Annotated in this window: 24 protein-coding genes and 1 pseudogene; 15 read left to right on the top strand and 10 right to left on the bottom strand. The window is 60.8% G+C overall.

The features are described 5' to 3' along the window. Positions 1-52 precede the first annotated feature (52 nt). Complete coding sequence (locus tag LPU83_RS56270) at positions 53-1,594, bottom strand: TRAP transporter large permease (RefSeq protein WP_024315856.1); 1,542 nt, start codon at positions 1,592-1,594, stop codon at positions 53-55. A gap of 21 nt (positions 1,595-1,615) precedes the next feature. Next, complete coding sequence (locus LPU83_RS56265) at positions 1,616-2,155, bottom strand: TRAP transporter small permease subunit (RefSeq protein ID WP_024315857.1); 540 nt, start codon at positions 2,153-2,155, stop codon at positions 1,616-1,618. A 330-nt stretch (positions 2,156-2,485) separates the two neighbouring features. On the opposite strand from LPU83_RS56265, the gene LPU83_RS56260 reads away from it, so the two are divergent. The 6 genes from LPU83_RS56260 to LPU83_RS56235 all read left to right on the top strand — a co-directional run bounded on the left by LPU83_RS56260 (position 2,486) and on the right by LPU83_RS56235 (position 9,135). Then, positions 2,486-4,789, top strand: a complete 2,304-nt coding sequence (locus LPU83_RS56260; protein ID WP_024315858.1) for a putative bifunctional diguanylate cyclase/phosphodiesterase — start codon at positions 2,486-2,488, stop codon at positions 4,787-4,789. Positions 4,790-4,993: 204 nt separating this feature from the next. Continuing rightward, positions 4,994-5,692 carry an N-acyl amino acid synthase FeeM domain-containing protein gene (locus LPU83_RS56255; RefSeq protein ID WP_244656128.1) on the top strand — a complete coding sequence of 233 codons (699 nt, stop codon included), beginning with the start codon at positions 4,994-4,996 and terminating at the stop codon, positions 5,690-5,692. Between the two features lie 180 nt (positions 5,693-5,872). Further along, complete coding sequence (locus LPU83_RS56250) at positions 5,873-6,097, top strand: aa3-type cytochrome c oxidase subunit IV (RefSeq protein WP_024315860.1); 225 nt, start codon at positions 5,873-5,875, stop codon at positions 6,095-6,097. Between the two features lie 90 nt (positions 6,098-6,187). Further along, positions 6,188-7,345 carry a Re/Si-specific NAD(P)(+) transhydrogenase subunit alpha gene (locus LPU83_RS56245; protein ID WP_024315861.1) on the top strand — a complete coding sequence of 386 codons (1,158 nt, stop codon included), beginning with the start codon at positions 6,188-6,190 and terminating at the stop codon, positions 7,343-7,345. Then, on the top strand, positions 7,335-7,733 hold the full coding sequence (locus LPU83_RS56240) for a proton-translocating transhydrogenase family protein (protein WP_024315862.1): 399 nt from the start codon (positions 7,335-7,337) through the stop codon (positions 7,731-7,733). Before LPU83_RS56245 ends, LPU83_RS56240 begins: the two co-directional genes overlap by 11 nt. Before the next feature lie 7 nt (positions 7,734-7,740). Then, the gene (locus LPU83_RS56235) at positions 7,741-9,135 is read left to right on the top strand and encodes an NAD(P)(+) transhydrogenase (Re/Si-specific) subunit beta (protein ID WP_024315863.1); all 1,395 of its coding nucleotides are present in this window, start codon (positions 7,741-7,743) and stop codon (positions 9,133-9,135) included. 153 nt (positions 9,136-9,288) lie between these two features. On the opposite strand, the gene LPU83_RS56230 is transcribed toward LPU83_RS56235, so the two are convergent. From LPU83_RS56230 to rpsU (LPU83_RS56210), 5 genes are all read right to left on the bottom strand, one after another. Then, positions 9,289-9,771, bottom strand: coding sequence for a DUF992 domain-containing protein (locus LPU83_RS56230; RefSeq protein WP_024315864.1), 483 nt, complete (start codon positions 9,769-9,771; stop codon positions 9,289-9,291). A gap of 60 nt (positions 9,772-9,831) precedes the next feature. Next, a complete protein-coding gene (locus LPU83_RS56225) occupies positions 9,832-11,490 on the bottom strand; it encodes a sensor histidine kinase (protein ID WP_024315865.1) in 1,659 nt (552 codons plus the stop codon). Between the two features lie 222 nt (positions 11,491-11,712). After that, positions 11,713-12,777 (bottom strand): NAD(P)/FAD-dependent oxidoreductase, encoded by a 1,065-nt coding sequence (locus LPU83_RS56220; RefSeq protein ID WP_037070060.1) that lies wholly within the window; start codon positions 12,775-12,777, stop codon positions 11,713-11,715. Positions 12,778-12,801: 24 nt separating this feature from the next. After that, positions 12,802-13,665 carry a tetratricopeptide repeat protein gene (locus LPU83_RS56215; RefSeq protein WP_024315866.1) on the bottom strand — a complete coding sequence of 288 codons (864 nt, stop codon included), beginning with the start codon at positions 13,663-13,665 and terminating at the stop codon, positions 12,802-12,804. Between the two features lie 136 nt (positions 13,666-13,801). After that, on the bottom strand, positions 13,802-14,014 hold the full coding sequence (rpsU, locus tag LPU83_RS56210) for a 30S ribosomal protein S21 (protein WP_003585885.1): 213 nt from the start codon (positions 14,012-14,014) through the stop codon (positions 13,802-13,804). 446 nt (positions 14,015-14,460) lie between these two features. Between rpsU (LPU83_RS56210) and LPU83_RS56205 the strand changes: the two genes are divergently transcribed. From LPU83_RS56205 to LPU83_RS56195, 3 genes are all read left to right on the top strand, one after another. Beyond that, positions 14,461-14,670, top strand: a complete 210-nt coding sequence (locus tag LPU83_RS56205) for a cold-shock protein (RefSeq protein ID WP_024315867.1) — start codon at positions 14,461-14,463, stop codon at positions 14,668-14,670. 454 nt (positions 14,671-15,124) lie between these two features. Further along, a complete protein-coding gene (gene rpsU / locus LPU83_RS56200; protein WP_007527643.1) occupies positions 15,125-15,364 on the top strand; it encodes a 30S ribosomal protein S21 in 240 nt (79 codons plus the stop codon). 41 nt (positions 15,365-15,405) lie between these two features. Beyond that, positions 15,406-15,633, top strand: coding sequence for a hypothetical protein (locus tag LPU83_RS56195; RefSeq protein WP_024315869.1), 228 nt, complete (start codon positions 15,406-15,408; stop codon positions 15,631-15,633). Positions 15,634-15,747: 114 nt separating this feature from the next. Here the strand turns inward: LPU83_RS56195 and LPU83_RS56190 are convergent, their stop codons facing one another. Further along, positions 15,748-17,184 carry a DUF1254 domain-containing protein gene (locus tag LPU83_RS56190; protein ID WP_024315870.1) on the bottom strand — a complete coding sequence of 479 codons (1,437 nt, stop codon included), beginning with the start codon at positions 17,182-17,184 and terminating at the stop codon, positions 15,748-15,750. Positions 17,185-17,614: 430 nt separating this feature from the next. Here LPU83_RS56190 and LPU83_RS56185 point away from each other — a divergent pair, with 430 nt between their 5' ends. The 6 genes and pseudogenes from LPU83_RS56185 to LPU83_RS74255 all read left to right on the top strand — a co-directional run. After that, entirely contained in the window at positions 17,615-18,868 is a 1,254-nt protein-coding gene (locus LPU83_RS56185; protein WP_024315871.1) for a sarcosine oxidase subunit beta family protein, read from the top strand. A 12-nt stretch (positions 18,869-18,880) separates the two neighbouring features. After that, positions 18,881-19,222 (top strand): sarcosine oxidase subunit delta, encoded by a 342-nt coding sequence (locus LPU83_RS56180; protein WP_024315872.1) that lies wholly within the window; start codon positions 18,881-18,883, stop codon positions 19,220-19,222. Continuing rightward, positions 19,219-22,212, top strand: coding sequence for a sarcosine oxidase subunit alpha (locus LPU83_RS56175; RefSeq protein ID WP_024315873.1), 2,994 nt, complete (start codon positions 19,219-19,221; stop codon positions 22,210-22,212). Before LPU83_RS56180 ends, LPU83_RS56175 begins: the two co-directional genes overlap by 4 nt. Beyond that, the gene (locus tag LPU83_RS56170) at positions 22,205-22,753 is read left to right on the top strand and encodes a sarcosine oxidase subunit gamma (protein ID WP_024315874.1); all 549 of its coding nucleotides are present in this window, start codon (positions 22,205-22,207) and stop codon (positions 22,751-22,753) included. Before LPU83_RS56175 ends, LPU83_RS56170 begins: the two co-directional genes overlap by 8 nt. A 154-nt stretch (positions 22,754-22,907) precedes the next feature. Continuing rightward, positions 22,908-23,303, top strand: a complete 396-nt coding sequence (locus LPU83_RS56165) for a VOC family protein (protein WP_024315875.1) — start codon at positions 22,908-22,910, stop codon at positions 23,301-23,303. Positions 23,304-23,342: 39 nt separating this feature from the next. Further along, positions 23,343-23,468: pseudogene (locus LPU83_RS74255) on the top strand (alcohol dehydrogenase); the annotation flags it as partial. On the opposite strand, the gene LPU83_RS56155 reads toward LPU83_RS74255, so the two are convergent. Both LPU83_RS56155 and glgX read right to left on the bottom strand, forming a co-directional pair. Continuing rightward, complete coding sequence (locus tag LPU83_RS56155) at positions 23,465-23,950, bottom strand: MaoC family dehydratase (protein WP_024315876.1); 486 nt, start codon at positions 23,948-23,950, stop codon at positions 23,465-23,467. The pseudogene LPU83_RS74255 and the gene LPU83_RS56155 sit on opposite strands and share 4 nt — an antisense overlap. A gap of 86 nt (positions 23,951-24,036) precedes the next feature. After that, positions 24,037-26,004, bottom strand: coding sequence for a glycogen debranching protein GlgX (gene glgX / locus LPU83_RS56150; protein ID WP_024315877.1), 1,968 nt, complete (start codon positions 26,002-26,004; stop codon positions 24,037-24,039). Between the last annotated feature and the right edge of the window lie 8 nt (positions 26,005-26,012).

The raw sequence follows: 26,012 nt of genomic DNA, 5'->3' as shown, positions 1-26,012 counted from the left end.
GCTACCAACCCCGATAAGAAGAAGCCCCGGATTTCGATCCGGGGCTATTTTGTCAGTTGATCTTCGGTGGCTGGCTGAGATCCGTTGCCGGCGGCGCAGGCGTTGCGGGTGCGGGCGGCTGGCCGGGCAGGCCATTCATCGGTGGCAAGGTCAGTCCGGGCATTTGCGGTGAGCCACCGCCCGGCGCGCCCAATGGTGGCAGCGAGAAGCCATTGCCGCCGAAGCCCGGCACTTCGATCTTGATCGAATTCGGATCGACCTTCGGTCCCTTGTCCAGCCAGTAGGTCACCGATTGCGGCCAGAAGATCACGATCGCGACGAGGATCAGCTGCATAAAGACCCAGGGCACGGCGCCCATGTAGATATCCGACGTCTTGACGCTGCGATCGGCAATCGAACGCAGGTAGAAGAGCGCGAAGCCGAAGGGAGGATGCATGAAGCTCGTCTGCATGTTCACGCAGATCAGCACGCCGAACCAGATCAGGTCGATGCCGAGTGCCGAAGCCACCGGCGCCAGCATCGGAATGACGATGAAGGCGATCTCGAAGAAATCGAGGAAGAAGGCCAGCACGAAGATGAAGATGTTGGCGAAGATCAGGAAGCCGACCGGGCCCCCGGGGATGCCCGACAGCATGTGCTCGATCCAGCGTGAGCCGTCCATGCCCTGGAAGACAAGGCTGAAGCAGGTCGAGCCGATCAGGATCATCACCACCATCGAGGTGATGTGCATGGTGGAACGCATCGCTTCCTGCATCAGCGGCCAGGTGAGACGGCGATGCATGGCGGCAAGCACCATGGCGCCGACGACGCCAAGCGCGCCGGCCTCGGTAGGCGTCGCGAGCCCCATGAAGATCGTGCCGAGGACAAGGAAGATCAGCACGATCGACGGCACCATCCCTGACAGCACCCTCATGAGCAGCGCCCAGTTGAAATCGCCGCGGACTTCCTTCGGCAGCGGCGGCATGGCGGCCGGCTTCAAGAACGACAGGATCAGGATGTAGCCCATGAAGATCGCCACCTGCAGGATCGAGGGGCCGATGGCGCCGAGATACATGTCGCCGACCGATTTGCCGAGCTGGTCGGCAAGCACGACCAGCACGAGCGATGGTGGAATGACCTGGGTTATGGTGCCGGAGGCGGCGATGACGCCGGTGGCGAGCCTCGGGCTGTAGCCGTAACGCAGCATGATGGGCAGCGAGATGACGCCCATGGTGATGACGGAGGCGGCCACCGTGCCGGTGATGGCGCCGAGCACGGCGCCGACCAGGATCACTGCATAGGCAAGGCCGCCCGGAATTCGGCCGAACAGCTTGCCCGTTCCCTCCAGCAGATCTTCGGCCAGGCCGCAGCGCTCCAGAATAGCACCCATGAAGGTGAAGAAGGGGATGGCAAGCAGCAGGTCGTTGGAGACGATCCCGAAGAAGCGCAGCGGCAGGGCCTGCAGGAACGCTTCGCTGAAATGGCCCGTGGCGATGCCAATAATGCCGAAGAACAGGCCGACGGCGGCCAGCGAAAAGGCGACCGGAAAGCCGTAGAGCATGAAGAGAATCATACCCACGAACATGGCCGGCGGAATGATGCCGAAATCAAACAATGGTGTTCCTCCGGGCCTGGCCTACTGCAGCGGCTTTTCGTATTTCGTATCGATCAGGATGTAGCCGGTGAGGGCAGCAATCCTCTTGATCAACTCCGAGAGACCTTGAAGGGTCAGCAGCCCGAAGCCGAGGAAGAGAACGAGCTTGACCGGCCAGCGGATCAGGCCGCCGGCATTGGCCGAGACCTCATGCTGGAGGTAGGAGGACAGGAAGAAGGGCCAGCAGAGCCAGCTCAGGAAGAGGCAGGCCGGGATAAGGAAAACGACAAGGCCGATGACGTCGATCCAGATCCTCGCCTTGTCGGAGACCGCGCCATAGATCAGGTCTACCCGCACGTGCTCGTTCATGCGCAGCGTATGCGCTGCCCCCAGCACGACGATGAAGGCGAAGAGATACCATTGGATCTCGAGCCAGCCATTTGAACTGTAATTGAAAGAATAGCGGATCAGTGCATTGGCGGCGCTGATCAGACAGCACAACAGCACCATGTATTCGGACAGTTTGCCCATGAATTGGCTGACCGCGTCGATCAGCCGACTAACGGTCAACAAAGCCGGCATGCCTCCCCCCCGTTATGTCGCGCGTTTTTTGCGCCTTTTATCTTTCCACCGGTTTAGACCACGGTTTTTCAAATTGAAAGATCAAAGGGGGCGTGTTGGAATATAGTCGTATAAACCGCATGCGACACGCTTGGCGTCAATAGCGGTGCGCACAGACAACCTCAGGATAGGCGGGATGCCGCGAAAACTTCACCGAATGGATGTATAAGTTATTGCAAATGCTAAAATTCATCCCAGGGTTTTGGAAAATTCGACAAAAAATGTATCGATTACCCGAAATCAATTTTTAAAGGGTTGCGGTTAAGGTTTCGCCGCACAGGGAAAGTATGGATGAAGCCACATAACCCGAACAGGGTCCCTACCGACGTTTATCTGTCGTTTGTCAGTTCCCTCTTCGGGAATCGCATGACACTCGTCGCGGGTGTCATCGTGCATGTGGTTGCCTTCCTCGCCGTAGCCCTGAAAACCAGTTCTCCGTTCTATGTCGCCCTTTCGGTAGGTTTCCTTGCCGTTTTCGCCGGCCGGATGGTTACCTTCCGCATGTTCGACAAGGTCGACAAGCGGACGCTATCGCGCGAGCAGATCGAACATTGGGAAACCGTCTATGTCATCGGTGCTGCCTCCACGGCCGCGATCCTCGGCATCGGCAGCGGCTATGCGATCTTCATCCTCCAGGATCCGTTCGCCGAGCTCGCCTGCATCGCGGTCACCATGGCGTCGATGGTCTCCGTCGTCGGCCGAAATTACGGATCGCAAAAGGCAATCGACCTGCAGACACTGGCCTGCTGTCTGCCGATGATCATCTGCAGCCTGATGGCGCTCGACTTCTATCGCGCGATCCTGTCGGCCTTCCTCATTCCGTTTGGCCTGACGACGCGGGCAATGGCGAATGGCGTGCGCGAGTTCCTGTATGAGAACGTCATTGCGCGTCGCCAGATCTCAATGATCGCCGACCGCTTCGACACGGCACTCAACAACATGCCGCACGGTCTGGTGATGGTCGATCCGGAAAACCGCATCCAGGTCATCAACCGCAAGGCCTGCGATCTTCTGAAGATTGGCGATCCGGAGCGGCTGAAGGAACGCGACCTCGGCGCGGTGTTGCGCTACGGTGCCCGCTACAGCTTCATGGATTCAACCCAGCCGGAGCTGATCCTGCGGCAGATGACGCATGTCGCCGAGGGCAAGCTTTCGCGCACGCTGATTCACTTTCCAGAAGATCTGTCCCTGGAGTTTTCGGCAAGCCGCCGCGCCGATGGCGGCGCCGTCTTGATTTTCGAAGACGTGTCGAGCCGCGTGAAGGCCGAGCAGAAGATCCTGCACATGGTTCGCTTCGATGCGCTGACCGGTCTGCCGAACCGCGAATACTTCAGCCACCTCGTGCAGGACTACCTGACCAAGTACCAGAAGAAGCGCGGCCCTGTCGCCTTCATGGTTCTCGATATCGATGAGTTCAAGCATGTCAACGACATGCGCGGCCACATTACCGGCGACCGCTTGCTCTGCGCCATCGCAAGCCGCATCGCCAAGCAGGCGGGCAAGGCCATCGTCGGCCGCTTGATGGGCGACCAGTTCATTCTCTTCTTCCCGCACGCGAAGGACATGGCCGCGCTCGACGCGGAGATCCATCGCTTCCATGAGAGCATTCAGGGCAACTACGACGCCGACGACGTCACCTTCCTCGTTTCGCTGAGCGCCGGCTTTGCGATCCTCGAAAGCGATGCCTTCGCGATGGAGGAGTGGAGCATCAAGGCCGATCTCGCGCTCTTCGAAAGCAAGTCGAAGCAGCGCGGCGGAATTGCCGGCTTCGAACGCGAGATGGACGGGCGCTATATCGAGCAGCAAAAGCTCAAGGCGGATCTGCGCGAAGCGATCGGCAACCAGGGTCTCAGCGTCGCCTACCAGCCGATGTTCAAGGCGGACGGAACGCGCATCGAATGCGCCGAGGCGCTGGCGCGTTGGGTCCATCCAGAGAAGGGCGCGATCCCGCCGGACGTCTTCATTCGCATTGCCGAAGAGATGGGCATCATCTCCGAGATCACGCGCTTCATCCTCATGAAGGCATGCAAGGACTGCATGAGCTGGCCGGATCATATCGCCGTCTCGGTCAACCTGTCGGCGCGCGATCTGCGCGACGCGGATATTCTTGCCGTCGTTTCCGAGGCGCTCGAGGCGTCGCGTCTCGAACCCGCGCGGCTGCATCTCGAAATTACGGAAAGCTGCCTGATCGATGAGCCGGCCGCGGTGCGCGCGATCCTCGCCGAACTTAGGGCACGCGGGATCACGATCGCCATCGACGACTTCGGCACCGGCTTCTCCAGCCTCAGCTATCTCGACACGCTGCCGCTCGACATCGTGAAGATCGACCGCTCGTTCCTGCGCAACATCGTCGAGGACGGGCGTCGGCTCAAGCTACTGCGCGGCACCGTCAACCTGGCGCGCGAACTCGGTCTGAAGATCGTCACCGAAGGTGTTGAGACCACCGAGCAACTGGCCTTGCTCAACAAGTATCGCGCCACCGATCTCGTGCAGGGCTACGTTTTCTCGCCGGCAGTTCCGGCGCAGAACATCGCCATCCTTTCCCAAAGCCTCAGCCGTCGTACCGCACCGCGTCGTCGCCCGAAAGTTGCATAAGCTCGACCGTTTTCTTGGCTGAGGGTTCTTCACGCAAACGCCGCGCCGTTAACCTTAACAATTCAAATATAACGCAAGTTCTCGTATCATTCTTGCCCTTCCGCCGGTTCCATATGATTAATGCTTCGTTAACAGGCGGACCGGGTAACTATGGTAGACAACCCTTTAAAGACGAGTGATTTCAGCAGCAAACTTCTCGAAATAATGGACCACGTCGAATACCGCCGCGTCGAAGGTGGCGAGGATATGGAAGAGGTGGAGCGCCTGCGCTACAAGGCCTACAAGGCCCGTGAAGTGCTTCCGGTTGCCGCCAAAAGCATGATCGACGAGGCCGATTTCGACAGTCAGGCGTATGTTTTCGGACTGTACTATTATGAACAGCTCGTCAGCACGATTCGCATCCATCACGTGACGCCGGACCATCGTGTCTCACAATCGGGCGGTATCTTTCCGGCGGAAATGGACGCGTTTCTGGATGCCGGGCTCAGCCTGATCGATCCGGCGCGCTTTGCCGCGGATCCCGAACTCAGCACGGAAATGCCGTGGATCCCCTATCTGACGCTGCGTCCGAACATCGTCGCCGCCGCGCATTTTCGCGCCGACCGTGTGATGCAGCACGTGCGCGCGGCGCATGCAGCCTTCTACAAGCGGGTCTTCTACGCCGACACCGTCGTCGCAAGCCGCATGACGGAGACCTACGGCTTCGATCTGACGCTGATGGCGACCAATGTCATCGAGGTCGGCCGAAAGCTCCTAACGCGCTATCCCTTCTTCATCTCCAGCGCCAGCGAACAGCGCATGATGTTCTCGCGCACTCCCAATGACACGCTGCCGCCGCTCACCATCATACCGACGGCACGTTTCATGGCTGAAGGCGATCTCGGAACCGATCTTCCGCTGTGAGCCCATCCGCTTGAATTTGACTGAGAATGCCGCCTGCCTGCGGCATTCTCTTGCATTGCGCTTTATCAAAGCTTTGTGTAATCCCTCTGCAGGGAAATTTCCTCGCGGGATCGAGGAAATCACGGCAGTCGAACGGCCGCATTGCTTTACCGGCCGGGAAGTTTGAGGGAGACGATATTCATGGCTGAGCATCACACCGGACCTGCCGAAGTTGGCGCGCCGATGGACTATAAGGAGCATGAGCAGACCTACAGCATGTTCCTCGCCGCGGCGAAGTACGGTACCCTGTTCCTTGTCGCTCTCCTGCTTGGCATGGCCGCTGGCTTCTTCACTGGTGCCGGTTTCCTTGGCGGCCTCGTCGTCCTGTTGATCGTCTTTATCGCTGGCCTCGTCCTGCTGCGCTAAGCGCGGCGCGGCTTTCCAAAGCTTTGACTGAATGTTCGGGCTGAGCAGGGAGGACCTGCGGCAGGCTGGCTGACCCGGAGGAGGGGGCGGTTGGGCAACGTTGTTTTTGTGGCAAAGGAAATCACGGGGGATGAGACGCGTGTCGCTGCGTCCGTCGAAACCGTAAAGAAGATGATAGGGCTTGGCCTCGACGTCGTCGTCGAGGCGGGAGCGGGGGCCAAGTCGAAAATTCCGGATGCGGAGTTCGAAGCGGTCGGCGCGCGGATCGGTTCGGTCGGCGCTGCGGCGACAGCCGATGTCGTGCTAAAAGTCCGCCGCCCAACGGAAGAAGATATCGGCGGCTACAAGAGCGGTGCGATCGTCATTGCGGTCATGGATCCCTACGGCAATGACGAGGCGGTCGCCGCCATGGCCAAGGCCGGGCTCTCCAGCTTCGCCATGGAGCTGATGCCGCGCATCACCCGCGCGCAGTCGATGGACGTTCTTTCCTCGCAGGCAAACCTCGCAGGCTACCAGGCCGTCATCGAAGCAGCTGCGGTTTATGACCGTGCCATGCCGATGATGATGACGGCAGCCGGCACCGTTCCCGCAGCCAAGGTCTTCGTCATGGGCGCAGGTGTTGCCGGGTTGCAGGCGATCGCCACGGCCCGTCGTCTCGGCGCTGCCGTTTCGGCGACCGACGTTCGTCCGGCGGCCAAGGAGCAGGTCGCGTCCTTGGGCGCGAAGTTCATCGCCGTCGAGGATGAAGAGTTCAAGGCGGCGGAGACCGCCGGCGGCTACGCCAAGGAAATGTCCAGGGAGTATCAGGCAAAGCAGGCAGCCCTCGTGGCTGAGCATATCGCCAAGCAGGACATCGTCATCACCACCGCCCTGATCCCCGGGCGCCCGGCACCGAAGCTCGTCTCGCGCGAAATGCTGAAGTCGATGAAGCCGGGAGCGGTTGCCGTCGACCTTGCGGTCGAGCGCGGCGGCAATATCGAGGGCGTCAAGCCCGGCAAGGTGGCCGACGTCGACGGCGTGCGCGTCATCGGCTTCCCGAATATGGCCGGCAGGATCGCTGCCAGTGCCTCCCAGCTCTACGCCAAGAACCTCGTCACCTTCCTTGAGACCATGGTCAACAAGGAAACGAAGACGATCGCCCTCAATCTCGAGGACGAACTGATCAAGGCGACGATGCTGACGCATGCGGGCAATGTCGTGCATCCGGCATTTGGCGGTGCGAAGAAGGGGACAACTGATGGCTGGTGAAGCAATGGACAAGGCGCTGGAACAGCTGAACCAGGCCGTGAATGCGGTGGCCGCCGCTGCCGCGCATGCGCCCGAGGCGGCAAGTGCTGCAACCGGCGGGGCGATCGATCCCTTCGTGTTCCAGTTCGCGATCTTCGTGCTGGCGATCTTTGTCGGTTACTACGTCGTCTGGTCGGTAACGCCGGCGTTGCACACGCCGCTGATGGCCGTCACCAACGCGATCTCCTCGGTCATCGTCGTCGGCGCGCTTCTGGCGGTCGGCATCTCGACCAGCGGGCTTGCGACAGGCTTCGGCTTCATCGCTCTGGTCCTCGTCTCCGTGAACATCTTTGGCGGCTTCCTTGTCACCCAGCGCATGCTGGCGATGTACAAGAAGAAGGACAAGTGAGGACCGCATGACCAGTATTGCAGCCTTCCTCTACCTCGTCTCCGGCGTGCTCTTCATCCTGGCATTGCGCGGCCTTTCCCACCCGGCCAGCAGCCGCAAGGGCAATCTCTACGGCATGATCGGTATGGGAATCGCCATCCTCACCACGCTGACGCTGGCAACGCCCTCGTTCGGTGGCCTGGTGCTGATCATCCTCGGTCTTGCCATCGGCGGCGGTGCGGGCGCCTATATCGCCCGCGTGATCCCGATGACCTCGATGCCGCAACTTGTTGCCGGTTTCCACTCTCTGGTCGGCCTTGCGGCCGTGCTGGTGGCGGCCTCGGCGCTCTACACGCCGTCTTCCTTCGGCATCGGCAATATCGGCGAAATCCACACCGAGGCGCGGATCGAAATGGCGCTTGGCGTCGCCATCGGTGCGCTGACCTTCACCGGCTCGATCATCGCCTTCCTGAAGCTTGACGGGCGCATGTCGGGCAAGCCGATCATGCTGCCCTTCCGGCATCTGATCAACATTGCCCTGCTGGTGTTGATCGTGCTGTTCATCGTCGGCCTCGCCGTAACGGAAAGCCATTTCGATTTCTGGGCTGTCGTCGCCCTGTCGCTGGCGCTCGGCGTACTGCTGATCGTGCCGATCGGCGGCGCCGACATGCCGGTTGTCGTGTCGATGCTGAATTCCTATTCGGGATGGGCGGCGGCCGGCATCGGCTTCACGCTCGGCAACCTGGCGCTGATCATCACCGGTGCGCTCGTCGGCTCATCCGGTGCGATCCTGTCCTACATCATGTGCAAGGGCATGAACCGCTCGTTCATCTCGGTCATTCTCGGCGGCTTCGGCGGCGAGACGGTGGCGGGTGGCGCGGACAATTCGGACAAGACCGTCAAGCTCGGTTCGGCAGAGGATGCAGCGTATCTGATGGCGAACGCCTCGAAGGTCATTATCGTGCCAGGCTACGGCATGGCGGTGGCGCAGGCGCAGCATGCACTTCGCGAAATGGCCGACAATCTGAAGAAGAACGGTGTCGAGGTAAAATACGCGATCCATCCGGTCGCCGGCCGCATGCCGGGTCACATGAACGTGCTGCTTGCCGAAGCGAACGTGCCCTACGATGAGGTTTTCGAGCTCGAGGACATCAATTCGGAATTCGCGCAGGCGGATGTCGCCTATGTCATCGGCGCCAATGACGTCACCAATCCGGCGGCGCGCGACGACAAGACCTCGCCGATCTACGGCATGCCAATCCTCGACGTCGACAAGGCGAAGACCTGCCTCTTCGTGAAGCGTTCGCTCGGCTCCGGCTATGCCGGCATCGACAACACGCTGTTTTACAAGGACGGCACGATGATGCTGCTCGGCGATGCCAAGAAGGTCACCGAAGAAATCAACAAGGCGATAAATCACTGAGGCGTTTCCAGGTTGCTTGATCTTCCCGGGCTGTTCGATGGGTCAATCGCGTCATTGGTACGTTGATGATGATTTTCGGCCTGGCGGATCATTCCGCCTGATATGGAAAGGAGAGAGGCCGCTCGCCCCTCTCCTCCTCGGCGCGACCTGCGATCAGGTGGCAGCCGGCGCCAGCGTCAGTTTCTCCACGCCGAGCGCGAGGTTCAGGCCTTCCTGAGCCTGCACGTTCAGTGGCTGGAGCATGAACGATTGGTTTGTACCACCGGCGATAACCTTGGCTCCCGCACCCGCGCCGAAGCTCGCATCGGCCCCTATGCCGTAATACTCACCGGCCAGCGCATATTCTGGAATATCGGTTCCGGTCTTGGCCAGGACCTGCCATATCATGACAGTCTTGCCCGTCTGGCCGACATCCAGTCCGAATTTCTGGATTGTTCCGGCATAGACGACCTTCGGGCCTCCTTGCGCCGGCGTGTAGGTGCAGAGTAGGTTCTTCTGCGAGGTGACGATCAGTCCCTGACCGCCCTGTGATCCGCAGACGAGCTGACCGAGCGTGATGTAATTTGCGGCACTTGCCGGGTTTGCGATGGCGGCTACCGCGGCCGCCGCCGCGGCAATCATCGTTTCCCTGAACATGGTCTTCTCCTTTTCGAGTAGCCTGTCCGAAACGAACGTTCAGCGGGATTGTTCCGTGACCTATGCGCGCTCCAAGGTGCGGCGAAGGGCCGTCAACGACCAATAAAAGCCTTCCGGCCGGAAGTCGATTTCGACGGTGCTACCAAAAGCGGCGGCGGCGTGGTTCTTGATGATGGTCGTACCAAAGCCTGAGTTCTCTGGCGGGTGGGCGGGCGGACCGTCACGCTCCTCCCAGGTGAAACGAAGCATGGGTTCGCTCCGCTCTTCGTCTCGCACGTCCTGCCAGCTCAGCAGAACACGGCCGTGCGGCACGGAAAGGGCACCGTATTTCACCGAGTTCGTTGCCAGCTCATGCAGAACGAGGCCGAGGTTTTGCACCACCTCGGGCCTCAGCGTGAAATCCTTGCCCGATATATCGGCCTGCTCGGCAGCTTGTGGAAAGCTCTTGAAGTGGATGTCGATCACCCGCCGCAGCGATGCGCCCGCCCATTGCTCGCTGGTGAGCAGATCGATCGAGCGGGAGAGGCCCTCGAGGCGATCGGCAACCGCTGCCTGGTATGCCTCGACGCTGTCGGCGCGCTTGGCGACCTGGCGCATCATCGCCTGTACCAGGGTCAAAAGGTTCTTGGTGCGGTGCACCAGCTCGTTCATCACGAAGTGCAGGCGATCTTCGGTCTGGCTCCGGTCGAAAGATGCGTTGGAGAGCGCGACCGCAACCTGGTTCGCTTCGATGACGCTGGTCTCGATCGGCGCCACGATGTGGCCTTCGCCCATGCGAATCGCCATGTCGGCGATCGAGCGGATTGTCGTGCGGACCTGGCGCGCCACCACATAGGCAGCCAGAATTGCGAGAAGCATCAGCGCCAAACCACCGATGACCAGAAAGCGCCATGTCGTCAGGATGGAAGCCTGCGCCGTGGCGACTGGCCCCCATATCACAGCCTTCCAGGACCAGCCCGGAATCTGCGCATAGCCCAGCATTGCCTTCGGCAGGACCTGTCTATCCTCATAGACCCCGCTGGAATCGACCAGTGAGGGTAGAATGCTCGGATTGAAAGGTTGGCCGAAACCGATATTCGTGGCGCCGGCAGAGGCGACCACGTGGCCGCTCTGATCGATGACAGCTGCAGACCAATCGTTCGGCAGGCCTTCAGTCGTGACAAGCTTCGCAAGGTCCCTGGCGTTCTGCGTTATGATCAGCGCCCTGACCTTGCCCGCCTGCAGCGGCATGGTAACGTTGTAAACGAATTCACCGCTCGTTCGCCCCATGAACACATCCGAGGCTTCGATTCGGCCCGACTTGATGGCCGCTTCGACAGCCGGCAGGTTCCCCGCCTTCCCGAGGAGCTCGCCGTAGTTCCGGCGGGTGTTCAGGAGCTGCTGGCCGCTCTCGTCGACGGCAATGACATAAAGGGTGTCTGCCCGCAGAGATGTTTCAGTGCGGGCGTGGAACGACGCGAAGTCGTTGCTCTCCAATTCCGGCGAGTTCGAGAGCAGCCTTAAAGTTGTAGCCATGTCCTGAAGCTGGCGATCGATAGACCGGGCGAGTGCGGTGGCATCCTGGGCTGTTTCCCGCTTCAGAATCGAGCGCTGGTTGTCTTCGAGTTGCGCCAGCAGAAGTGCCACGAGGGTGAAAATCGGCAAGGCCGTCGCAACTGCCATCGCGATCAAGTAAGTCCCGATCGACGCCTTCGGAAAGAAGCGGAAGCGGCCTCTCATGAGCCTGTACTTCGCTGAGTTACGCAGCCGAAACCGCCGGTGCGCCCGCCGCCTACAGGCATGAAAGCAAAAAACTGGACCACTGCAATTGCCTTCAACGCGCCCCCGGCTCTCCTGATAGCCTGCTATCGAAACCACTGCATGTTAGGGACAGGTGTTGCTGCTTGCAACACACTAAAACATGTCGTCCGGCAATTCGCAAATTTTTGTTCGACTGTGGTGTCAGCCGAATCTTCCGAGGCGGAAGGAAGCGAGAGATGAATCTGCATCGCCCGAAAGAATCTCGTTAGACGCGAGTAGACCGACAAGCGGCGCGAGCGTCACCCCGGAGTGCATCACGGCAATATAAAGGCCGTTCTGGCCGCAATTGCCAATGATCGGGAAGCCGTCCTTGGGTGTCGGACGGTAGCCGACGGTGAAGAACTCCATGCTCAGCCGGTCGCTCTCCGTCAGGCTTTCCTTCATCTTCGCAAAGAGTAGCGCGGCAGTGGCGTGCTGGTCGGCGCCGGGATCGGTGCCGCCGAAATCCGAGCCCGCGATGATGCGGCCGTCGGCCGTTTGGCGCATATGCAGATCGGCTGCCATGACCAGGCCGTTCAGTCGCCTTTCGAAAGGACGCGAGTGAACGATCAGCCCGGGGGGCGCTTGCAAGGGGAGTGTGACGCCGACAGCGGCGGCAAGCGGCGTGCTGCCGGCGCCGGCAGCCAGGACAATGTGATCGGCCTCGATAATGCCTGCCGATGAGACGATGCCGGCAATGCGCTCGCCGCTGCGGATAAGGCCGTCGACAGCGGCGTTGACGAACTTGGCGCCCCTGGTTTCCGCGTCGGCAAGCAGCAGCCGCGCGGCTGCGGCCGGCTCGACCGCACCTTCTTCCAAGACCGACAGCGCGAAATCGGGAACATGTGCCAGGCAAGGCTCGCGCGCTGCAATTGCTGCGCTGTCGAGCCGTTCAATGTCATAACCCCACGAACGGTGCTCGACGGCAAACGCCTCAAGCTGATCGGGCGGCAGATCCCAGCAGATGCCACCACACCAGGAAAGCGGCAGTCCGGGGAGCTCGCGGGCCAAGCGCTTCCATTCGGCCATGGAACGGCGGCGAAAGTGAAAATAGAATTCCGGGTTGCCCCAGCTCGCATTGATCCAGGCAAAAGAATTGGGGGTCGCCACTCCGCCGATGTCCTCGGCTACGACGGTAACGGCGGCGCCGTCACGCGTCAGGTGCCAGGCGATCGAGGCACCGACAATGCCGGAGCCGACGACGACCACATGCTGTTTCGCTGCCATCGTCGATCTCCTGCCTGTAATGCCTTAGCCGGTTGTCGCTGCGCCCACGCGAGCAAGACCGTCCTTTGCCGGCTGGTACTTCGCATCCAGGCCGATCGCGTGACGGTAGGAGCGCGCAGCCTTGTCCTTTTCGCCGCGGCGCTCATAGACCAGCGCCTGGTTGGCCCAGGATTCGGCAATGTTGCCGTTGAGCTCGATCGCGTGGTTGAAGTCGGCAAACGCGTTATCGTCGTCGTTCAGCGCGATGTAGGAGATGCCGCGGCCGTTATAGGGTTCCGGCGCGTTCGGCGAAAGCGAGATCGCCTTCGAGAAGTCGTCGATCGCCTTGTCCTGCTGATTGCGCTTCTGATAGATCAGACCGCGATTGTGATAGGCGCGGCCATCGGTCGTGCCGTTCTGGATCGCCTTGTCGAAATCGTTGAAGGCGGCATCGTCCTGACCGGCGGCGCGGTAGACGTTGCCGCGGCCGATCAGCGCCACGTCGTAGTTCGGATTGATCTGCAGGGCGGTGTTGTAGTCCTGAATCGCCTGCTGTTGCTGGCCCATGTTGCGGTAGACCAGCGCGCGGTTGGCGTAGGCCTGATAGAAACGCGGGTTGAGCTGCAGCGCCGTATTGAAGTCGTTCAACCCCTGGCGGAAATCGCCGCCACGGCCATAGGCGGAGCCACGGACGTTGTAGCCTTCCGGATCCTTCGGATTGGCATTGATGACCGATGTCAGCGAGGCGATGTTTTCCTGTGAACCCTGCGCTTTGTCGATGCGAATGACCGCATCGGACGTGTTGCTTGTCGTGCAGCCAGCAAGGCCTAGCGCGGTGACGATTGCGAAAACCGGTAGAACAGCGATTTTCGGCGAACGCAAAGAGCGGGTCTTGGTGATGTCAGCCATGCGGGCTCGTTTTCCCCCAGTGCAGCCGGTCCGTTTCAAGGACGGGCAAGCTTTAGCAGCAAATTAAAAAGGCGGTGGCGAATAGATCGCCCCCGCCAACATGCATCTGAAAACGTCGAAATAACGACAGCTACGCTTAACGCGCGACGAGACCTTCGCGCTGGGCCCGCTTGCGAGCCAGCTTGCGAACACGACGAACGGCTTCGGCCTTTTCGCGAGCGCGCTTCTGCGACGGCTTTTCGTAGTAGTCACGCATCTTCATTTCGCGGAAAATACCTTCGCGCTGCATCTTCTTCTTGAGAGCGCGGAGGGCCTGATCGACATTGTTATCGCGGACAAGTACCTGCACGAGAATCACGTTCCTTTGGTTTGGTTGGTCCCGGCGTCGGCAAGGCGCCAGAGGCAAAAAATATACGGTTCGCGCGGCCGGAGCCTTGCGATTGAGGTTGCGGATAGCAGAATGGCGGGTGGAAGTCCATATGCTCTCGCGGTTCTTGCCGTAAAAAACCGTGTCTTGTCCCTATCGGCGCCGGTTTGTTGAGCCCTCAAAAGGCTGCCATTCAGCATGGCTGGGTATCCCTGACGCACCGCCGATCAGCGTTGCGCGATCCACCCGAACCCAAATAGCCTGCTTCTTTCCCTTGTTTATTCCGCCATTTGCGATATATGTAGCCCATCGACTGTTGGTTGTGACCTTTGTCAAAGAGCGCGAAGCTCCGTCAGATTTCCTCTCAAAATCGATCTTAGCCTTGTGAATAAACGCATGGCAGTAACGACTATTGAAAGGAGATCGTTATGAATTCAGGTACCGTTAAGTGGTTCAACAGCACCAAGGGCTTCGGCTTCATTCAGCCGGACGACGGCAGCACGGACGTTTTCGTTCACATTTCTGCCGTTGAACGCGCTGGTTTGGGCAATCTGTCCGACGGCCAGAAGATCAGCTATGATCTCGTTCGCGACAAGAAGTCCGGCAAGAATTCTGCTGACAACCTGCGCGTGGCTTAATTCTCATTCGGCCCGGCTGACCACGGATGTACTGGCAGCTGAGAGCTGATGGCGAAGGTCGGGGTTAAACCCGGCCTTTTATGCTTTTGACGATCAAGACAGTTCGGTGAACCAAATGGCACGAATGCCAAGATACGCTGTCGGCGACAGTATCGTTCTGAAAGACGGTTTCGTCCGTACCGAAGAGGCGAGCAGGACTTGTATAATCGCGGCGATTCTTCCGTCTGACGGCAGTCGCCCGCAGTATCGGGTTCGATTCGACACCGAAAACTTCGATCGGCGGATTCTTGAGAGCGATATCGACGTGAACCAGTCGGCATCCCCGACGCCGAGAGTTGACGCCGCTGCGGATATCCGGGGCGGATCCTGGTTGAAAACTTCAAGCATCAGGGTGCGGAAGTAGTTTCCACTCTGACCAACCGGCAAACGAGTTTGCCGCATGAAAGGAAAGATTTTGCAGGTTCTCGTTCGAGACAACAATGTCGACCAGGCGCTCCGCGTCCTGAAGAAGAAGATGCAGCGCGAAGGTCTGTTCCGCGAGTTCAAGGCGCGCAGCGCTTATGAAAAGCCGTCCGAGAAGCGTGTCCGCGAAAAGGCCGAGGCGGTTCGCCGTCAGCGCAAGCTTGCCCGCAAGAAGCTTCAGCGTGAAGGTCTCCTTCCGGCTCCGAAGAAGGCAGTCCGTCCGGCCCGCTGAACTGCCATCTGGCAGACTCCTTCTAGATAGAGAGAGAGCAGATGACTTCAAAAGACGAACTCTTCAATCCGGCTAAGCTCTCACCGCGCGACAAGGCGACCGTCACCGACACGACGGCGAGGGCAATCGTTACGGCAGAAGCCGCCGCTCGCGAAAAGAAGACGGAAAAGCTGAGGGCGCTGCGCTTGCAGCAGGAAGCCGATGCACCACCGGCCGCCGCCCCTGTCAAGAAGCGACGGACTGCGCGCAAGTCGGCTTCGTCCTCCTGAACAGCCCCCGCGCCTAGTGCGCGAGGGCTTTTTATTTGTTTGATGGAATAGAGCCTGCCTAGGCTTTCAGTGGCCATGTTTGACCGGACTGGTCGAGGCAGGCCCGTGGAAGCATCACTGCGCCGTGATCTGTTGGAGCCCGAGCACCATTTCTACGGCGGGCGGGTTCCATTTCCCTGTCAGGGCTTCTGCTTTCGGCCCGTAAAGACGCATGGTCAGGTTGAACGGCCCCGCTGGTGCGGGTAGCCAGTTCGCTTCCTTTGCCTCGCCCGGGCTCTTGCTCTGGAAGTAGAGATCAAGCGACCCGTCCGCATTGTAAACAAACGGCATCCAACTGCTCACGGCAAACCGGTTCATGCTGTTGGCGACTTGAAATCCCTCCGGATCGTAAAGCGTGACAGACCAGAACGCTTTGACCGGTGGCAGGTTCTCCTTGTCGAAGTGAATCTTATAGCTGTTCACTCCGTTTAGCGGGCTTGCCTTCGCGTCGCCAAGGTTGAGCGGGTAGATCGCGTCCTCCGGCAGGTTCGCGCCAAGCCCGAGCTGCGCGACGATCGCCCGCTTCAGGTAGTAGTTGCCATAGACGCCCATGGTGTCGGTGTTCATCGACCAGTTGTTGGCCACGCGAGCAAGTGTTGCGATTTTCCATCCCATCAGTTTTTGAGCTTCGGCCGGGACGTCTTTCAAAGCCTCGGCGATATCGGGCGCGACCTTGCTTTTATCGAAGCTCTTGCCCGGCTCTATCCCGATCCGCTTCATCTGGCTTATGATCGGCTGGTCGGTGGCGTGCGGCGGATTGACCTTCAGCAGCTCCGTTGCGTAGGCGAAGAAGTCCTCTGCCGCCATCCCGTCCACTGTCGTTTTTGGCGGCGTTTTCATATCAATCTTCGGATTGATCGTCACTTTGACCGGCACGGCCGTCTTGCCCCATTGCGATAACGGGGTGACCGTGTAGCCAGCCTGGATCTTGTGAACGGCGTCGTAGTCGGCAGGCCCATCCGTTTTTGTGCGTCCGATGACCCAAACATGTGGTGTCGGCGCATCGATCCGTTGTGTTCCGGCGGGAAGCTCCTTGCCTGTCCAGCCAGGGGGAACAACGGCGAATTCGGCTTTCGCGGTTCCCGTCGTACGCCAGCCCGGCGAGGCGAATACGTCAGTCCACATATCCAGCATGGGCAACAGATAATAGCGCCCGTTTGTATCGGGGGCCGAGATAATCATCGGTTCCTTTGTCATGTCCAGCCAGGCGATCGAGTAGAGCGTGTCGAAATTGGGCCGAACGACATCCCTGAATTCCGCGGTCGGAAACTGCGGGACGTTGGTGAACATGTTGGCCGGCCCTCGTCCCATCGTCTTGCCAGCCTCAACGTTGGTTGCTTGCTCGCGGGTCAGGTTCATGGTGACCAATGGATAGAGGTAGAGATAGGCATCGACGCCAATCGCTGCCGCTTCCTCCTTTGTTAGAGCGTCCTCGGCGGCAGCGACCGGACTATTAAGACATGCTCCGGACAAAAGCAGACCAACCGTGAGGGTGATGAAATGCGATTTCATGACGAATCCTCCCAATGACCCCACAGCAGGCTCCGCATGCCGTGTCGGTCTGTTCCAATCGATGCCAAACCGGACGTTAAATCTTCCTATATGCGTGCCGACGTCTGGCTTACGATGTTGCCACTGCTGCGCACGCTTGACCCTCAGCGCGCAAAGAGCGCTCGCGCAGCGCGTGAACTATGCGCTCAAAAATTGTAAGTGCAAATATGCTAAAATTCGAGGGATGGCGAGGCCGGAAGCCGCGACAGGCCGGTCCGACTTTTTTCGCGGTGTTTGCTCTGCTTCGAAGAGAACACCCGATCTCATTCATTCTTGCTGTGTGTCAAAACAAAAGCCGCTTCGCGTCGCAAAAGAAACGTTGTGCCGCTTTTGGATTTGCGATTTGTATGGCCGACGAGAAGGGACCTTTCCCCGAAGGAGATGAAGGCGGATGCGCAGATACTCGGTTTTTGCCGTGGCACGGGAGGCCCTGAGAGGCCACAAGGGCTGGGACAAGCAATGGGCTTCGCCCGAGCCGCGCGCCGAATACGACGTCATCATCATCGGCGGTGGCGGACATGGCCTGGGTGCGGCTTATTATCTCGCCAAGGAGCACGGCATCACCAATGTCGCGGTGCTCGAAAAGGGCTGGCTCGGCGGCGGTAACACGGGTCGCAACACGACCATCATCCGCTCGAACTATCTCTATGAAGAGAGCATGCACATCTACGAGCATTCGATGAAGCTCTGGGAGAACCTGTCGCAGGATCTCAACTACAATGTGATGTATTCGCCGCGCGGCGTGATGATGCTGTCGCACAATGTGCACGACCAGCAATCCTTCAAGCGGCATATCCATGCCAACCGCCTCTACGGCATCGACAACGAGTGGCTGACGCCGGAGCAGGCCAAGGCCTACTGTCCGCCGCTCGATATCTCCGCCAGCGCCCGCTATCCGATCAACGGCGCTGCGCTGCAGCGCCGCGGCGGCACGGCGCGTCATGATGCGGTTGCCTGGGGCTATGCCCGTGCCGCCTCTGATCGCGGCGTCCACATCATCCAGAACTGCGAAGTGACCGGCATCCGCCGCAGCCCGGACGGGCGCGTCACCGGCGTCGAGACGAGCCGCGGCTTCATCGGCGCCAAGAAGGTCGGCGTTTCGGCGGCCGGCCACACCACGACGGTCATGAAGATGGCAGACGTGCGCGTGCCACTGCAATCGAGCCCGCTGCAGGCGCTGGTCTCCGAACCGCTGAAGCCGATCTTCCCCTGCGTGGTCATGTCGAACACGGTACATGCCTATATCTCGCAGTCCGACAAGGGCGAGCTCGTCATCGGCGCCGGCACCGACCAGTACAATTCCTACAGCCAGACCGGCGGGTTGCAGATCATCACGCATACGCTCGATGCCATCTGCGAGCTGTTCCCGATGTTCCGCCGTGTCAAGATGATGCGCCAGTGGGGTGGTATCGTTGACAACACGCCGGACCGTTCGGCGATCCAGTCAAAGACGCCGGTTCCGGGGCTCTACGTCAACTGCGGCTGGGGAACCGGCGGCTTCAAGGCGACCCCAGGCTCGGCCAATCTCTTCGCGCATCTGATCGCTCGCGACGAGGTGCACAAGTTCAATGCCGGCTTGACGCTGGACCGTTTCCGCACCGGCCGTCTGATCGACGAAGCCGCCGCTGCTGCCGTCGCGCACTGACACGAGGACATCATGCTTCTTATCTACTGCCCATACTGTCAGGAAGAGCGCTCCGAGCTCGAATTTCGCGGCGCCGGCGATGCGCACATCGCCCGCCCGGCCGACATCGCCTCGATCTCCGACGAGGCGTTCGAGGCGTATTTCTTCCTGCGCGACAACCCGAAGGGCCTGATCTTCGAACGCTGGCGTCACCAGCATGGATGCGGCCGTTTCTTCAACGCGGCGCGTGATACGGTCAGCGACAAGTTCATCAGGACGTACAAGGCAGGCGAGCCGAAGCCGGAGATCGGCGCGGCCGCCGTTCCGCATGCTCCCGTCGAGACCTACGAAGCGCTCGAAGGAGAGGCACAATGAGCGGCACGAACCGTATTGCAGGCAAGGGTCGCCTGACGCCTGCCAGAACCGCCCGCTTCACCTTCGACGGCAAGAGCTACACGGCGCTGGAAGGCGATACCGTCGCCTCGGCGCTGATCGCCAACAACATCCATCTTGTCGGCCGCTCATTCAAGTATCATCGCCCACGCGGCATCCTGTCTGCCGGTGCCGAAGAGCCGAACGCGCTGATCGACGTTGCGCGCGACAGCGCCCGCAAGCAGCCGAACGTGCGTGCCACGGTGCAGGAAGTCTTCGACGGCATGATCGTCGAATCGCAGAACCGCTTCCCGTCGCTTTCCTTCGATATCGGCGGCATCAGCAACCTGATGTCACCCTTCTTCGCGGCCGGCTTCTACTACAAGACCTTCATGTGGCCGAAGGCGGCATGGAAGCATGTCTACGAACCGATGATCCGCCGTGCCGCCGGTCTCGGCGTCGCCCCGAAGGAAGCGGATCCTGATCACTATGCCAGCCGCTATGCGCATTGCGACGTGCTGGTGGTGGGTGCCGGCGTTGCCGGTCTTTCAGCCGCCCTTGCTGCGGCTCATGCCGGTGCCAAGGTCATTCTGTGCGACGAGCAGGCGGAGGCCGGCGGTGCGCTGCGTTACGACAGCGGTGTCAAGATCGACGGTCTCGACGGCTATGAGTGGGCGCAGAAGACGGTTGCCAGCCTGAAGGCGATGGACAATGTGCAGGTTCTCACCCGCACCACCGCCTTCGGCTACTACAACCACAACTTCGTCGGTCTCGCCGAACGCGTCACCGACCATGTCGCAAACCCGGGCCGCCACCTGCCGCGCGAGCGTCTGTGGCAGCTGCGCGCCAAGCGTGTCATCCTCGCCAACGGCGCGATCGAGCGCCACATGGTATTCCCGAACAACGATCGTCCGGGCATCATGCTGGCCTCGGCCGCGCGCATGTATCTCAATCAGTACGGCGTTGCCGTCGGCCAGAAGGTCGGCGTCTACACCGCGCACGACTCTGCCTACGAGGCTGCGTTCGACTTGAAGCGCGCCGGTGTCGAGATCGCCGCGATCGTCGATGTCAGGCAGGCGCCGGGTGGCGAGGTTCTTGCCCAAGCCCGTTCGCTCGGCATCGACGTTCTCGCCGGCCAGTCCGTGGTCAACACCTCGGGCAAGCTGCGCATCTCCTCGATGACCGTTGCCCGCAACGGCGGCGGCTCGCCGCGCAAAATCGCGGTCGATGCGCTCTTGGTGTCTGCCGGCTGGACGCCATCGGTGCATCTGTTCTCGCAGTCGCGCGGCAAGGTGGCCTTCGAACCGGAAACCCAGCGTTTCCTGCCCGGCACCTATGCACAGGATTGCCTCTCCGTCGGCGCCTGCAACGGCACCGACGATTTGCAGCAGACGATCGAAGAGTCGCTTGCCGCCGGCGAGCTGATGGCGCAGGCCGCAGGCAAGTCCTCGGGCGGCAAGATCAGCCTGTCGTCGCAGCAGGCGCATCAGTGGACCGGCGGCATGATCGGCGCTGCCGAAGGTGCGGGCCCGGAGACCAGCGCCAAGGCGTTCATCGATTTCCAGCACGACGTCTGCGCCAAGGATATCCGCCTTGCTGTGCGAGAGGGCATGCACTCGATCGAGCATATCAAGCGCTTCACCACGAACGGCATGGCGTCGGATCAAGGCAAGCTCTCCAACATGCACGGCCTGGCGATCGCTGCCGAAATGCTCGGCAAGGAGATCCCGCAGGTCGGTCTCACGACGTTCCGCGCGCCGTATACGCCTGTCACCTATGGTACGCTGATCGCCCATTCGCGCGGCGAGCTGTTCGACCCGACGCGCAAGACGCCACTGCACGAGTGGGAAGAAGCCCATGGCGCGGTGTTCGAGGATGTCGGCAACTGGAAGCGTGCGTGGTTTTATCCGCGTGCCGGCGAGACGATGCATCAGGCGGTTGCCCGCGAATGCAAGACGGCGCGCGATGTCGCCGGCGTGTTCGATGCCTCGACGCTCGGCAAGATCGAGATCGTCGGCCCTGACGCCGCCGCGTTCATGAACCTGATGTACACCAACGCCTGGGATACGCTGAAGCCCGGCAAGTGCCGCTATGGCATCATGACCCGCGAAGACGGCTTCGTTTATGACGACGGCGTCGTCGGGCGTCTGGCCGACGATCGTTTTCACGTAACGACGACGACGGGCGGTGCGCCGCGCGTCCTCCACCACATGGAAGACTATCTGCAGACGGAATTCCCGCACCTTAAGGTGTGGCTGACCTCGGTGACGGAACAGTGGGCCGTCATCGCCGTGCAGGGGCCGAAGGCCCGTGAGATCATCGCGCCACTGGTGGAAGGCGTCGATATATCGAACGAAGCCTTCCCGCATATGAGCGTTGCCGAGTGCACGGTCATGGGTGTGCCGGCGCGTCTCTTCCGCGTGTCGTTCACCGGTGAAGTCGGCTTCGAGATCAACGTGCCGGCCGATTACGGCCAGTCGGTGCTGGAAGCGGTCTGGGCCAATGCCGAGCCGCTCGGCGCCTGCGTCTACGGCACCGAGACGATGCACGTTCTTCGCGCCGAGAAGGGCTACATCATCGTCGGCCAGGACACGGACGGAACCGTGACGCCCGACGATGCCGGTCTTTCCTGGGCCGTCTCCAAAAAGAAGACGGATTTCGTCGGCATTCGCGGGCTGAAGCGGCCGGATCTGGTGAAGGAAGGCCGCAAGCAGCTGGTCGGTCTCGTCACCAAGGATCCGAAGCTCGTGCTCGAAGAGGGCGCGCAGATCGTCGCCAATCCGAACGAGCCAAAACCGATGACGATGCTCGGCCACGTCACCTCGTCCTATTGGTCCGAAAATCTCGGCAAGTCGATCGCTTTCGCGCTGGTCGCGGGTGGCCGCGCACGGATGGGCGAGACGCTCTACGTGCCGATGCCTGACAAGACGATCGCCGTCGAGGTGACTGATTTGGTGTTCTTTGACAAGGAAGGAGGCCGCATCAATGGCTGATACGGCAGTTCGCAAGTCGGTGCTTTCTGGTCGTCATGGGGGCTCGGCCACAGTACGGCTGACGCCGGCGCCGGCGGCAAGCCGCGTGGCGCTTCGCGCCCCGGCGGAATCGCTCAAAGCACTTTCCTCCGCTCTTGGCGTCACGGTCCCGGCTGCGCCGAAGACCTCTGGCCGCAAGGGGGGTCGTGCCGCCCTTTGGCTCGGCCCGGACGAATGGCTTGTTATCGACGAGTCCGGCGCCGACCTGATGGGTGCGCTCGCCAAGTCGGGCGCGCTGCATTCGGTCACTGACGTCTCGCATCGCAACGTTGCGATCATCGTTTCCGGCCCCGGGGCGGAGGCGACGATCTCGGCGGGCTGCCCCCAGGATCTGTCGCTCGAGATCTTCCCCGTAGGCGCCTGCTCGCGCACGCTGTTCGGAAAGGCCGAGATCGTTCTCTTCCGCACCGAGGACGATACATTCCGGGTGGAGTGCTGGCGTTCGTTTGCGGATTTCGTATTCGGCCTGCTGGCCGAGGGGGCGGAAGACGCAGCGCACTAAGCGCCACCAATTTGAAACTCCCGATCGGGGACGGTGCTAGTGTGCCGTCCTCACGTGGCTTCGAGTTGCAAGGCCGCTGTCATTCGTGTCATCATCCACCATCGCGTGCGGCCCGTGTTGGAGCGTAGTCGCAACGGTTGCGGGGGTGTCTTCGATGATGCTGCATCACGTTTCTATCGTTGCCACGGATCTGGCCCGATCGGTCGCCTTCTATCGCAATGTCTTCGGTCTGGAGCAGATCGAGAGGCCGCCCTTCAGCACGGACGGAGCGTGGTTTGCCTGCGGGGCGCTGCAGGTCCACATCATCATCAATCCGGCCGGGACCTTCCGGCGTGCGGCGACCATAGACACGGCCGACGGGCATTTCGCGTTCCGCACCGATGATTTCGAGGGATGTATTCGAGGGCTGATCGCAAAGGGTTTTCGGGAGGACGCGCCTGATGGCGATCCGTGGCGGTTGCGACTTAGGCGCAATGGGCCGGCAGGCTTTCCACAAGCTTACCTCCTCGATCCCGATCGCAACATCATCGAAATCAACGGTGCTCCATAGGGATATCGTGGACGAGAAAGCGACACCGACTCTGTGAGCCGCGGGCGGCTGCCGGTTGATCGTTTGCTGTCGTCGACCGGTCCGCTGGAGGGGATCAACGAGGCATTCGATCGGCTCCATGCCGGCCAGATTATCCGGCACGTCATCGATTTCGAAGGCGCCTAGACGTTTTCCGGCCGGTCCTTGGGGTCGAATTGGATGATCGTGATCCATTTGGCGGTCAGCGCCGGCTTCTTCTCGTTCTCGATCTCGATCGAGACGTCATAGCTCGTCATCAGCATGCCGGCGCCGCGGAAGCGGGCTTCGGCGAGGACAAAGTGGCCGCGGATGCGCGCGCCCGTTTTGACCGGCGAGAGGAAACGGACGTTCTCGAAGCCGTAATTGATGCCCATGGTCTGCTCGCGGACCTTCGGCAGGCTGTTGTAGTTCATTGCCGAGAGCAGCGAGAGGGTAAGAAAGCCGTGAGCGATGGTGCCGCCGAAGGGACTCGATGCGGCGCGCTCCGGGTCGACATGGATGAACTGATGGTCGTTGGTCGCATGCGCAAACGCATCGATCATGGCCTGATCGACGACAATCCAGTCCGAGAGGCCGGTTTCAGTACCGACCAGCCCAGGCACATCCGCGAGCGAAATTTCCTTGACCATTGATTCCTCATGAGAAAGCGCAGCGCAAGCCTTACAATGGGATTGTGACGATTGCGACAAGGAATTGCAGGCAGGAGCCCGGCAGATCAACTTTCGAGATAGAAAGCGACCGAGCGGCGCGGCACGATCGCCGAAGTCGCGGATTTCCTCGACGCATCGGGGGCAAGAAGTCGCCATGGGGACGAACCGGGCAACGCAAAGATTTCCTCGCCGCCCGAGCGATTGAAAAGCACGGCCAGCCGTGTCGCCTTGCTGCTTTCAGCGTCGCGCGTCGAAAGCACCATTCCGAGCGTGGAAAAGTTCGGCGTCTCCCACTCCTGCACGCTCATCGGCTGGCCGGAGGGCGATATCCATTCGACATCGCCGTTGCCGTTGAGGAAGCCCATCTCCGCGAAGGCGGAGAAGCGCTTGCGCAGGCCGGAGATGAATGCGGTATGGGCGATAAGATCGTCGTCGAGCGCTGCCCAGTCGACCCAGGTGATCTCATTGTCCTGGCAATAGGCATTGTTGTTGCCGCGCTGGGTGCGGCCGGCTTCGTCGCCCGCCGTTAGCATGATGCTGCCACGGGTGGCAAAGAGCGTGGCGAGCAGCGCCTTCAGGTCGTCACGGCGCTTGCGAATGATATCGGGGTAGCGGGTTTCGCCCTCGACGCCGTTGTTCCAGGTGTGGTTCTCGTTGTGGCCGTCGCGGTTTTGCTCGCCGTTCGCCTCGTTGTGCTTGCCGCTGTAGGACACGACATCCCTCAGCGTAAAGCCGTCATGGGCGGCGAGGAAATTGACACTGCGCGTCCCTGTCCCTGCGTTTCGCGAGAAGATATCGGAGCAGCCGGCAAGGGCAGTCGCGAGCGGGCCGGTCTTGTAGTCGTCGCCGCGCCAGTAGCACCTGACATCGTCGCGCACACGGTCGTTCCATTCGAGAAACGGCGCCGGGAAGTTGCCAAGCTGATAGCCGCCGGGGCCGATGTCCCAGGGTTCGGCGATCATCACGCGGTCCGCCAGCACATCATCGGCGAGCATCGCCGTCAACGTTTTGCCGTGTGCCTCGAAGCCGTTTGAGGAACGGCCAAGGACGGGGGCGAGGTCGAAGCGGAAACCGTCGATCCCGGCGCCGAGCACAAAGTGGCGCAGGCTGTCGATGATCAGCTGCCTGATATAGGGATGATCGCAACCGACGGTGTTGCCCGTTCCGGTATCGTTGACCAATTCGCCTGGCCGGCCGGGCAGATGGCGATAGAAGGAGAGATTGTCGAGGCCACGCAGCGACAGCGTTGTGCCGAAGCGGTCGCTCTCGCCGGTATGATTGAAGACGAGATCGAGGATGACGGCGATGCCTTCCGCATGGAGCTTCGCAACGGTATCGCGTAGTTGCGCCATGCCGCCAGGGACAAGCCGCGGATCCAGCGCCATGAAGGCAACGGGGTTGTAGCCCCAGCCGTTTCTCAGCCCGAGCGGCGGCAGGTGACGCTCGTCGATCCAGGCGGTGATCGGCATGAGCTCGATGGCATCGACGCCGATACGCTTCAGATGCGCGATCACCGAGGGATGCGCCAAAGCTGCGACCGTGCCGCGCTCGGCTTCGGGAATATCCGGATGCAGCATCGTGAAGGGCCGCACCGCGACCTCGTAGATGAAGCCGCCCGGCCTGAAGAGGGACTTTGCCGGCTTCCCGCTGATGTCGCGGGTGACGATCGCCTTCGGCACGAGATGCTGCGTCTCGGCGCCGAAGGTGCCGAGCAGAGAATCATGGTGGAAGGGGCGATCGAGTTCCTTTGCGTAGGGATCAACCAGCAGCTTCGACGGGTCGAACCAAAGGCCACTGTCGGGTGCATAGACGCCGTCGGCGCGGTAGCCGTAGCGCGCGCCTTCCTTCAATCCGTCGACGAAGAGACGATGAACATGGTCATCGCCGCGTTCCATCGGCAGGCGGGTTAGTTCCTTGTCGTCGTCGCCGAACAGACACAACTCGATCTGTCCGGCATTGTGCGACCAGACGGCGAAATCAACGCCGGTCTCAAAGATGGTCGCCCCGCCTTGCCCGGATTTGTTCGCCGCCATGCTGCCCC

It is taken from the genome of Rhizobium favelukesii, from assembly GCF_000577275.2.
GTDB lineage: Bacteria > Pseudomonadota > Alphaproteobacteria > Rhizobiales > Rhizobiaceae > Rhizobium > Rhizobium favelukesii.
Note: the sequence above shows the minus strand (reverse complement) of the source record. Positions and strands in the feature narration are given on the sequence as shown.